Raw genomic sequence first — 11,601 nt, forward strand, 5'->3', positions numbered from 1 at the left:
GATGGGGTAATTGAATGAAAAAAAGACGTTGGGGCTGGTGGCTTGGTGGTGCAATCGTCATCATCGGTCTTCTGGTGATGCGGTTTTTGCCGCTCAATCAGTACATCGAAACGCCCGGAACGGCAGATAACTTACGCAATTTCGTCACGATGCCAACACGGCCAGACAAGCGCAAGGGTGATTTTATGATTACCTCTGTTTATCAGCAACAAGCGACACCAATTTCTTGGTTATGGGCGCACGTTGATCCACACGCGACAATCTATAACGAGCAAGAAGTAACTGGCGGCGAGAATCAAACAACTTATAACAAGGTTCAGGGATTCTACATGCAAAGTGCCATTAATCAGGCCATTGCGACGGCATACAAAGCTGCCAATGAACAGTATACGCGGCAATACTTGGGGATCTACGTTTTGGATGTCTCAAAAACGTCTCACTTTTATCACAAAATTCAGGTCGGCGATACCGTTACAAAGATTGATGGTGTGCATTATGATTCTTCTGTTGGTTACCAAAAGGCACTGGCCAAACGTAAACTATCGGACAAAGTTGCCATTACGTATACACACAACGGTAAAGAACAGACAACGAAAGCCGGTTTAATTCGTTTGCCGGATGGACGCTCTGGAATCGGTATTACACTGACGGACGATGTTAAGGTCAGCACCAAAATTCCGGTTGAAGTTAATGCTGGGCAAATTGGTGGCCCATCAGGTGGTTTGATGTTTAGCTTGCAGATTTATCAGCAATTGACTAATCAAAACTTACGCCATGGTCAAAAAATTGCTGGAACTGGCACCATTAATGCGGATGGTTCCGTTGGTGAAATTGGTGGAATTGATAAGAAAATTGTGGCCGCTCACAAGGCAGGCGCTAAAATATTCTTTGCACCATATCTGAAACCAAGCAAGGAAGTTTTGAAGTATGAGGAAGGCCACAAGACGAACTATCAACTGGCAAAGGAAACAGCAAAGAAATATGCACCAGGGATGAAAATTGTTCCCGTGAGCTCATTTGATCAGGCCGTCAAATATTTACAAACGCACAAGTAAATTGATTTGGATATAAAGTCATCGGTTGAAAAAACTGATGACTTTTTTATGTTTGACGAACAAATAACGCTTGTTTACGTATGTTATGGGTATGGACCATATCAGATAGTAAACAGGAGGATAAATCATGGAATGGCGAGAGGCATTACGAGATGCTTGGCGACAATATCGAGGCTGGTTGTTGGGTGGTCTGGCTGTCATGATTACAGTAGGTGTGATTGGTGCCCAGTTATTAAAACCTAACGATCAACACCACGACACAAACAGTTCAATGAATGGCATGTCACAGGCCTCATTTCAATCCGATAGTTCCAGCCTAGCCGATGCGACAACCAAGGTAGCAACGCGGTCAACCAAGCCAGAAGCAACTGCAAGCGCGGCCACTGTTAATTCAGAAAAGACTGTTGGACAGACTGAATCGGTGGTTGAGGTAAAAGGTGCCGTTAATCAACCAGGCGTGTATCGGTTTAAAACCAATATGCGAGTTATCAACGCAATTGACCGGGCAGGCGGTTTGCGGGCGGATGCTGACAGTAAACAAGTCAATCAGGCGCAGACGTTACATGACCAAATGGTGATTTACATTCCCACTCATGGCGAGGCGTTGCCAACGACTAATGCTAGTGGTGTGGATGGTGCCACGAATACGGCCACGGCGGGCGATAATGGCGCAGTTGGCACTGCCGGGGCGACAGTTGACGGCGATAGTGCGGATGCACCAATTGGGTTGAACAGTGCGACGAAAGAACAGTTAACGAAAATTTCAGGAGTAGGTGATAAAAAGGCTCAGAAAATTATCGACTTTAGAACGGAACACAACGGCTTTAAGTCATTAGACGACTTAAAACAAATTTCTGGATTTGGTGAGAAAACCGTTCAAAAATTGAAACCACATTTAAGCTTGTCGTGAGACACAGACTGGCATACGCTTAATGAAATATATTTAATGAATGGTGGAGGTAACATAATGGCAGATCAAAAACGGGTTCCCTGGGATCAATATTTTATGATGCAAGCGGTGTTGTTGGCCAGTCGCAGTACTTGTCAGCGGTTGTCTGTTGGCGCTGTTTTAGTCCGTGACAAGCGCGTTATTGCTGGCGGTTATAATGGCTCTGTCTCAGGTGATGATCATTGTATTGATGTTGGTGATTATTTAGTGGATGGACATTGTTTAAGGACGATTCACGCAGAAATGAATGCCGTTTTGCAATGTGCGAAGTTTGGGATTGCAACTGATGGAGCTGAAATTTATGTAACCGATTTTCCGTGTTTGCAATGCACTAAAATGTTATTACAAGCCGGCATCACGAAGATTAATTATTTGCGTAATTATCATAATGATCCATACGCAATGCACCTAGTTTCTCTTAAAAATATTGAAGTGAAGCAGATTAACATTCCTGAGGATGCATTGACACAATTCCACATTACGGACTACTTAACGGTCCAAGATAACGATTCACATCCTCAGAAATGACCATTTCTAACCGGCCACCATGGATTTTCCTAGGGCTACTTGTTGGTCTTATTAATGCAATGATTGTCGGTCGTTTCTGGTGGGCTGGAATTGGTATTGTTTATCTACTGGTACGGTGTCTTTATTTGGGAAACATCAGAGCACATATGCTTTGGCTCATGGGCGTCGCAGTGTTAGCAACTGTGTGGTTCAGTTATCAAAATGTGCAGTACGACACGAAAACGTGGACAACAATCGCAACGCGTCAGCTTAGTCTGCGGGTTGAGCCAGATCAAATTCAGGTTACTGGCGATACAGTGAGCATTATCGGTGAGACAAGAGAAGGTCAGCGGATCCGTGCGTTTGGTCATTTAACGAGCCAGCAAAAAGCGACTCAATTGCAAGTTATCGATCAACCGACACAATGGCAGGTAAATGGTCCGAATGACCTACTTGAAGGACCGCGTAACCGTATGCAATTTGATCGCCGTTCGCAATTACGTGCAATGGGGATTCATGGCAGCATGAAAATGGCCCAGTGGTTCATTGTGAAACCGAGTCAAACGGCATGGCAGTGGCCAATGGATTTAATGCATCACTGGCGTAAACAGTTACTACTGTATTTTGCGACGTTGCCGACCGCATTGAATGAGTATGCAAGTAACCTGATTATTGGGGCGACGGCTAATGATTTTTACACCCAGAATAGTGGCCTAAAACGGTTGGGACTTTTACATTTATTTAGCATTTCCGGTATGCATGTTGTGTATCTAGTCACACTTTGCCAATTTATCCTTGCACGGTTAGGCGTCCCTTGTGAGCACTCACAACTATTATTAGCCATTGGTTTGCCGTTTTATGCAATTATTGCTGGTGGTTCGGGCACATTGATTCGCGCTATTCTTATTGGTGAAGCTAGTTTGCTCCAACCACTACTTAATCGTAAACAATCGACTCAGATAAGTGGCTTAGACATGTGGTCGTTATCATTAATTGGTGGAGTTACGCTTCAACCCGCGGTCTTGTTAACACTGGGTGGTCAACTAAGTTACTTGCTGGCGTTTGCGTTGATCTATGTCGTAGTCGAAAAGACGTGGTGGCAAACGTGGTTAATGAATCTAGTCAGCTTGCCATTGATTTTACATACCGTTTTTCAAATTCACGTTCTCAGCACGCCTGTAAATCTATTGGTGATTCCATTATTTGGTTGGTTTATTTTTCCGTTAGTCATTATCGGTGCCTGCTTAGGTGGTGTATTGAATTGGGTCGCCAATATTACTAACACGGTTTTGATGGTGTTTAGTGGTTTGACAAACTGGTTTGGTCAATTACCGGGAATGGTTACGTTTGGACATCTTTCGACATTATTCACCTGGATATGTTTACTGATGACACTGTTAGCCATTGATGAGCGGCGGCCACGTGTTCGGTGTAAGTGGCTCATTGCACTAGCGATAGTTTACGCGGCGGCGTTTGTGACAATTCATTGGCCAACGGATGGTGAGGTTTCGTTTATTGATGTTGGTCAGGGTGACAGTATTCTTTTAAGAACACCATTTAATCAGCATGTTTCGTTAATTGATACGGGTGGCAAAGTGGGATTTTCAAAACCGTCATGGGCACGCACTTCCCTGGGGATGACCAATGTTGAAGCCGTGACAGTTAATTACCTTCATAGCCGTGGTATCAGTGAAATTGACGATGTGAACTGTAGCCATCAAGATGCCGATCATATCGGAGATGTTGGTCGACTGTTGCAATTGATGACAGTTCACACATTGACGATTCCTGCTGGCATGCGTCAATCGCGTGGTTTTCAGACGAAAATTGCCCCATATCTAAAGCAAACCAGAGTCATCGAGCTGACTGCAGGTCGACAACCTAAAAATTTTCCGTTTACCATTTACCATCCGTTTCATCCAGGACCAGGTGGAAACGAGGATTCCGTGTCATTAGGCACAATTAGGAATGGGGTTCGCTTTTTATTTATGGGTGATTTGGATCGGGCCGGTGAACGAGAAATTCTGCAACATTATCCGACTCTGACAACCGATGTGTTGAAACTAGGTCATCATGGCAGTGACACCTCTAGTGACCCAGTGTTTATTAAACAAGTGGCGCCTAAATTGGGAATTATTTCAGCTGGTCGTGAAAATCGGTATGGACATCCCAAACAAAGTACACTAACGACACTGATGCAGAATCATATTGCAGCTGTTAATACCGCGGATGCTGGCATGATTAGCTATGTCTATGATTGGCTTGGTAACGGCCATTGGCAGACGATGTTGCCGACGCGCACACCGATTGCGGGTTCGCCTCGTTAGTTTGTGAGCTGAATGAAACTTAATAGGGTATAATGATGGAACGAGTTCAAACTTATTAAAAGGCGTCTTGCGACGCGTAAAAAGTAGCTTGAAGGAAGGAATGAAATGGCAACGATGAAAATTGCGGAGTTAACACGACAACTGGCTGGTTCAAACGTTCAGCCATTATATTTAGTGACGGGGACTGAACGGTACCTGTTAAATCAGATTCGAGCGCAATTTAAGGCAATCATTCCCGAGGACCAGGCTCAAATGAATGTTGGTAGCTATGACATGGTACAAACGCCGGTGGCCGTGGCGCTTGATGACGCGATGGCGATGCCTTTTTTTGGCGAGCATCGACTGGTTATAATCGATGAACCGTATTTTTTAACAGGCGAAAAGAGTAAATCAAAGGTCGACCATGATTTAGATGCCTTGCTTAAATTTATCGAACACCCAGAGCCAACTACAATCCTAGTTTTCTTCGCCCCATACGATAAGCTTGATAACCGTAAGAAGTTAGTTAAAACTTTGAAAAAAGTGGCTGTGAATGTAGACGCATCGCCATTGAGTGAACGGGATGCACGTCAGTTTGTGGAGCAGCAGGTAGACCATGATGGCTATAAGTTCGGTCCTGGTGCACTGGATACTTTAATTCAGCGCACTGGTGCTGATTTGTCGTTGATGATGGCCGCACTGACCAAACTGGAGTTATTCGCCGTTCAAGATCATGTAATGACGACGGCAGCGGTTACCGGTTTAGTGGCACAATCTTTGGATGACAATGTTTTTGATTTGGTGAATGCGGTCCTCGGCCGAAATGTTAAACGGGCGGTGGGCTTATACCATGATCTGCTAGCAACTGGAGAAGAACCACTACGGATTAACGCTGTCTTAGTTAGTCAATTTCGTTTGTTGTTGCAGGTGAAGGTGCTGGCTAGCCGTGGATTGAGTCAGGGTTCTCTGGCAGGTCAGCTAAAAGTGCATCCATACCGGGTAAAGCTGGCCTTGCAGAGTGATCGTCACTTTTCGCAACGTGATTTGAGTCGTGCTTTTTTAGGATTAATCAATATTGAAACACAACTGAAGCAAACACAGGATGATCCAGAATTGCTGTTTAATTTATTTATGTTGCAGTTTACCAATCAAGCTGCGTAATTCTCTTCAGTTTAATATGAATAAAAAATAAGCCATTGCAATCAAATCAATTGATTACAATGGCTCATTTTGTGTTAGTAAGGGGAGTCGAGTAAAACGGATGTAAAAGAAAAACCATCATCACGAATGATGATGGCTAAGAATTTACTTTGCTAAGCGAGCAGCTAAACGTGACTTGTCACGTGAAGCCTTGTTCTTCTTGATCAAACCTTTTGAGTAGGCGTGGTCAATTGCGGCGCTCGCGGAACGGTATAATTCTTCAACGTTGTCTGCACCAGCAGTTACAGCTTTTTCAAACTTTTTAACTGCAGTCCGTTCTTCGCTCAATTGAGCAGTGCGACGTGCTTGGGCAATTTCGTTAGTCTTAACACGTGCAATGGCTGATTTTGTAACTGGCATTAATTTCACCTCCGGAGCGTTTGACCCACGTCAAACAAATTTCAACAGTCATCATTATACAAGAGGCTTACGACCAATGCAATAAATAAATGCAGATGCGTCAAGGAAATTCACTTGACCCCATCATGAGTAACGTACTTTTGCTTGCAATTAGTGGTGCGATTAGATAAACTATTAAGCGTGCTAAAGCACGACCCTTACTTAGTTTATCGCCACCACTTGGCGTAGACTCGGTATGTGGTGACAATATTTGAAAGGTGGATTTTATCCATGGCTATTACACAAGCAGAAAAGAATCAGATCATCTCAGAATACGCACGTCACGATGGTGACACCGGTTCTGCAGAAGTTCAAATCGCAGTTTTGACAGCTGACATCAACCAATTGAATGCGCATTTACAAGTGCACACTCACGACTACCACTCACAACGTGGTTTGTTAAAGAAGATTGGTCACCGTCGTAACTTACTGCGTTACCTGCGTAACACGGATATTGAACGTTACCGGACGTTAATCCAAAAGTTGGGTCTTCGTCGGTAATCGTTGTTCGACCGAAGTGTGTGAGGAGGGCTACCCATTGTGGGTGGCTCTTTTTTTATTTGTTTACATTAAAATTAGGATTACTGACTGGTTTGAGAAGCCGTCAACTGGGCAATTGATTGGCTTTTGAGATGGAATATGATAAGCTACATGTAACTGATTGTCCCGAGGAAAATAGGTTGTTTTAATATAATTTTTTTGTGGAGTTGCCGCTCCTTTAAACGCATCAAACTTAATAGCGATGTGAGGCTGCTTGCGTACTGAGATCAAAATGATGATAAGTCCTATTTTGATCAAACTATAGACAGGCCGTTAAAATTAATTCTTAAAAATGACCGTTAGAGAAACAATTAAGTCAAAAAAGAAATTTTTAATATGAGGTGAATGAATTGAGTAATCAGATTCGAATTATCCCGTTTGGTGGCGTGCGCGAAAACGGGAAGAATATGTATGCGCTGGAAGTTAATGATGATATTTTTATTTTGGATTGTGGTTTAAAGTATCCCGAAAATGAGTTATTGGGAATTGATATTGTCATTCCTGATTGGAATTATTTGCGGGAACACGCAGATCAAATCGTCGGTGTGTTTTTGACACATGGGCATGCAGATGCAATTGGCGCATTGCCATACTTCGTCAGTGAATTCAATGTGCCTGTTTTCGGTTCAGAACTAACGATTGAATTAGCAAAGTTGAATGTGGAGAATGATTCAAAGTCTAAGCAATTTAACGACTTTCACGTTGTTGATGCTGATACAGAAATCGATTTTGGAGAGGAAACAGTCTCGTTCTTTAAAACGACACACAGTATTCCAGAATCTCTCGGGATTGATGTTAAGACACCGCTTGGACAAGTTGTTTATACGGGAGACTTTAAGTTTGATCAAACCGCAGCGCCTTTTTATCAAACCGATTTAGCTCGTTTGGGTGAAATTGGTAAGAACGGCGTCGTTGCCTTATTAAGCGATTCGGCCGGAGCGGAACAATATGGCGAATCAGCAACCGAAAATCAGATTGCCAACTTTGTTAAGGACCAGTTTGCTGCACACGAGGGTCGAATTGTAGTTGCCAGTGTTGCGTCTAACATTTTACGAATGCAACAGATTTTTGATGCCACTGCTGCGACGGACCGTAAAGTCGTATTGATGGGTCACGATTTGGAAAAAATTGTACGGACAGCAATGCGCTTGGATAAGTTAGAATTGCCATCTGATGATCTGTTGGTTAACCCCAAAAACATGAAGTCTTTATCACCTGAACAGACCGTTATCTTGGAAACTGGCCGAATGGGCGAACCCATTAAGGCGCTTCAGAGAATGGCAACGGGTGAAGATCGTTATGTCAAAATTGGTGAGGGTGACCTAGTTTTCATTACAACCACACCGTCGCATGCAATGGAAACGACGGTTGCTAAGACACGTGATTTAATTTTCCGTGCAGGCGCACATGTGCAAGCCATTTCTGATAGTTTGCAGTCGTCCGGTCATGGTTCACCAGCAGATTTACAGTTAATGATCAACTTTATGCATCCGGATTATTTCATTCCAATCCAGGGTGAGTATCGAGTTCTGAATCGGCATGCTAAGTTGGCAGAAGAAACGGGTATTTCATCTGACCATATCTTCTTAACGCAACGTGGCGATTCACTCATTTATAATGGTGAGGCACCAATGCATCTAGCAGAGAGCATTGAAGTCGGCAACACGATGATTGACGGAATTGGTGTCGGTGATATTGGCAATATTGTGCTTCGGGATCGTAAGATTTTATCTGAAGATGGTATTTTTATTGCAGTGGTCACGATTGATCGTAAGAAGAAACAAATCGTCGCCGAACCTAAACTGACATCTCGAGGATTTGTCTACGTGAAAGCTAGTCGTGATTTAATGCGTGAGGCTAGTGAATTGGTCACGAAAACCGTTCAAGATAACTTGGATAACAAAGAATTTGACTGGGGTCATTTGAAGCAGGATGTGCGCGAACATCTTGGTCGTTATTTATTTGATCAGACCAAACGTCATCCAGTTATCTTACCGGTGATCATGGAAGTGAACCAACACGCCCATCATGCCCGGACAAAGAAAAATACAGCAAAAAAAGCAACTGAACAGGAGTAATTTATGTCGAAAGACACATTGAATGGTCGCCAGCGTGAAATGTTTGATAAAGCTAATCAAGCTTATCAGGACAAAGATTACGCGCAGGCGGCTTCTTTGTTAGAAAATATTTATAATGAAGTTCAAGATCCACAAATCAATCATTTATTGGTTGAGTCACTATATCTACATGAAGAATATTCGAGAGCACGTGCTTATGCGGATGATTATTTGAATAGTTATTTAACCACCGCAACTGATTTCCGGTTTTTACTAACGTTATTGTTGCGCGTGCATGAATTCATTCTCGCTCATGAAATTGTTGCGGGTGTTCATGATGAGAAACTCAAACAAACGGGTCTTGAGATGATTGAAGGGGCCGAAAATGAGGCTCGTATGGACACTAAAGCGACCCTGACAACGATTGCTAAGCAGTTTTACCACATGAGTGACTATTCAGCGGCTGAGCAACAGGGACGTTTTCAGGCCGCACTAAAGTTGCCATTAACAGAATTCAAACAGGGAGCACAATATTTGCTGGTTGATCCTTATTTGCATCCACTATTTGTTGTTAGCATTTTGGAAGTTTTTCAACGGTTGCACGAAGAAACCACGGTAACATTTCAATGGTTGGATAAAAAACGTTATACAGTGGTTCCCAATCAACTTAATTCGTTACAGGATGATCAAATGTACAAACAAGTACGACAATCACTGACGGAAAAGTTAGCGGCTAAAGATCCTGTGGCTTACAATCTGTTGAGCCAAGAAGTGCGGTTGCAATTGACGTTGACTTATCCGTTTGTTAGTCGGGTAGTCACGGACGCAGACGGGTGGGTGGATAATTTAATTGCAGTTTATCAAGGAAAGCCATCTAATAGTTCCAACGAGATTGCAACGTGGCAGTCACGGCTGGAAAAATTAACAGCTGAATTATTGGCTAATGATAATCAAGGCTAAGAACTTATAGACTGAAACTGCCTGCCGTTGTTAAAAATTTGTGGCTTTTGTGTTTACAAAAGTCATGGCAGTATATATAATGTTTAAGGATTCTTGGGCTGAGACAATGAAAACTCAGTGTTTTCATTTTGTTCTCAACCGAGGATGTAGTATACTATTTTATAAAGACTTGTCAGGGCATACCTGACATTCTTCTATCACACACTGGAGGTTTTCATTTTGGCTAAAGAACATTATGAAAGAACTAAGCCCCACGTTAACATTGGTACTATTGGCCACGTTGACCATGGGAAGACTACTTTAACTGCTGCTATTACTAAGGTATTAGCAGAAAAGGGATTAGCTAAGGAACAAGATTACGCTGCTATCGATGCTGCCCCTGAAGAACGTGAACGTGGTATTACGATCAACACTGCCCACGTTGAATACGAAACAGAAAAGCGTCACTATGCACATATTGATGCTCCTGGACACGCGGACTACGTTAAGAACATGATCACTGGTGCCGCTCAAATGGACGGTGCTATCTTGGTTGTTGCCGCAACTGATGGTCCTATGCCACAGACGCGTGAACACATTCTGTTAGCTCGTCAGGTTGGTGTTAACTATATCGTTGTCTTCTTAAACAAGACTGACTTAGTTGACGATGACGAATTAGTTGACCTTGTTGAAATGGAAGTTCGGGAATTACTTTCCGAATACGATTTCCCTGGTGACGACATTCCTGTTATCCGTGGTTCAGCTTTGAAGGCTTTGGAAGGCGACCCAGAACAAGAAAAGGTTATCTTACACTTAATGGACGTTGTTGATGAATACATCCCAACTCCAGACCGTGACATGGACAAGCCTTTCTTGATGCCTGTTGAAGACGTATTTACGATCACTGGTCGTGGTACTGTTGCTTCAGGTCGTATCGATCGTGGTACTATCAAGGTCGGTGACGAAGTTGAAATCGTTGGTTTACGTGACGAAACTTTGAAGACTACTGTTACTGGTCTTGAAATGTTCCGTAAGACTCTTGACTTAGGTGAAGCCGGCGATAACGTTGGTGCTTTGCTACGTGGTATTGACCGTGAACAAGTTGTCCGTGGTCAAGTGCTTGCTGCTCCTGGTTCAATCCAGACGCACAAGAAGTTCAAGGGTGAAGTTTATATCCTGACAAAAGACGAAGGTGGTCGTCATACACCATTCTTCTCAAACTACCGTCCACAATTCTACTTCCACACCACTGATATCACTGGTGTTATCGAATTGCCTGATGGCGTTGAAATGGTTATGCCTGGTGATAACGTTACGTTCACTGTTGAACTTATCGAACCAGCTGCCATTGAAAAGGGTACTAAGTTCACTGTTCGTGAAGGTGGACACACTGTTGGTGCCGGTGTTGTTTCTGAAATCGATGACTAATTTAGACTTTGTCTAAATGTTCATCAGTGTCAGTTAATGACATTCACGAGTGCTTAGCTTAGGCTAGGCACTTTTTTTATACATAATCCTAGTTAACCCCTCTCGATACACGTGTTTTTTAGCACTTGAATTGTCAAATTAAGTGCAACACTACATTAAAGAATATTTCATAAGGCGTTTTCCATCCGAGACATTTACGGGGACGATTATTCATTTGTTCT

Annotated in this window: 10 protein-coding genes; 9 read left to right on the top strand and 1 reads right to left on the bottom strand. The window is 43.0% G+C overall.

Annotated features, from left to right (window positions below; genetic code table 11):
- Nucleotides 1–14: 14 nt before the first annotated feature.
- The 5 genes from GB992_RS03150 to holA all read left to right on the top strand — a co-directional run bounded on the left by GB992_RS03150 (nt 15) and on the right by holA (nt 5,978).
- Entirely contained in the window at nt 15–1,055 is a 1,041-nt protein-coding gene (locus GB992_RS03150; protein WP_161001178.1) for a SepM family pheromone-processing serine protease, read from the top strand.
- A gap of 127 nt (nt 1,056–1,182) precedes the next feature.
- The gene (locus GB992_RS03155) at nt 1,183–1,965 is read left to right on the top strand and encodes a ComEA family DNA-binding protein (RefSeq protein ID WP_161001179.1); all 783 of its coding nucleotides are present in this window, start codon (nt 1,183–1,185) and stop codon (nt 1,963–1,965) included.
- A gap of 57 nt (nt 1,966–2,022) precedes the next feature.
- Nucleotides 2,023–2,532, top strand: a complete 510-nt coding sequence (locus tag GB992_RS03160) for a ComE operon protein 2 (RefSeq protein WP_161001180.1) — start codon at nt 2,023–2,025, stop codon at nt 2,530–2,532.
- Nucleotides 2,529–4,838 (top strand): DNA internalization-related competence protein ComEC/Rec2, encoded by a 2,310-nt coding sequence (locus GB992_RS03165; protein WP_161001181.1) that lies wholly within the window; start codon nt 2,529–2,531, stop codon nt 4,836–4,838. Before GB992_RS03160 ends, GB992_RS03165 begins: the two co-directional genes overlap by 4 nt.
- A gap of 114 nt (nt 4,839–4,952) precedes the next feature.
- Nucleotides 4,953–5,978, top strand: coding sequence for a DNA polymerase III subunit delta (gene holA / locus GB992_RS03170; RefSeq protein ID WP_161001518.1), 1,026 nt, complete (start codon nt 4,953–4,955; stop codon nt 5,976–5,978).
- 144 nt (nt 5,979–6,122) lie between these two features.
- On the opposite strand, the gene rpsT is transcribed toward holA, so the two are convergent.
- Nucleotides 6,123–6,377, bottom strand: coding sequence for a 30S ribosomal protein S20 (gene rpsT, locus GB992_RS03175; RefSeq protein ID WP_161001182.1), 255 nt, complete (start codon nt 6,375–6,377; stop codon nt 6,123–6,125).
- A gap of 270 nt (nt 6,378–6,647) precedes the next feature.
- Between rpsT and rpsO the strand changes: the two genes are divergently transcribed.
- The 4 genes from rpsO to tuf all read left to right on the top strand — a co-directional run bounded on the left by rpsO (nt 6,648) and on the right by tuf (nt 11,380).
- Nucleotides 6,648–6,917, top strand: coding sequence for a 30S ribosomal protein S15 (rpsO, locus tag GB992_RS03180; RefSeq protein WP_017262027.1), 270 nt, complete (start codon nt 6,648–6,650; stop codon nt 6,915–6,917).
- Between the two features lie 389 nt (nt 6,918–7,306).
- Nucleotides 7,307–9,034, top strand: a complete 1,728-nt coding sequence (locus GB992_RS03185; RefSeq protein WP_161001183.1) for a ribonuclease J — start codon at nt 7,307–7,309, stop codon at nt 9,032–9,034.
- Nucleotides 9,035–9,037: 3 nt separating this feature from the next.
- Complete coding sequence (locus GB992_RS03190; protein ID WP_161001184.1) at nt 9,038–9,973, top strand: outer membrane protein assembly factor BamD; 936 nt, start codon at nt 9,038–9,040, stop codon at nt 9,971–9,973.
- A gap of 219 nt (nt 9,974–10,192) precedes the next feature.
- Nucleotides 10,193–11,380, top strand: coding sequence for an elongation factor Tu (gene tuf, locus GB992_RS03195; RefSeq protein ID WP_161001185.1), 1,188 nt, complete (start codon nt 10,193–10,195; stop codon nt 11,378–11,380).
- Nucleotides 11,381–11,601 lie beyond the last annotated feature (221 nt).

The organism is Furfurilactobacillus milii (assembly GCF_009863985.1).
Classification (GTDB): Bacteria; Bacillota; Bacilli; order Lactobacillales; family Lactobacillaceae; genus Furfurilactobacillus; species Furfurilactobacillus milii_A.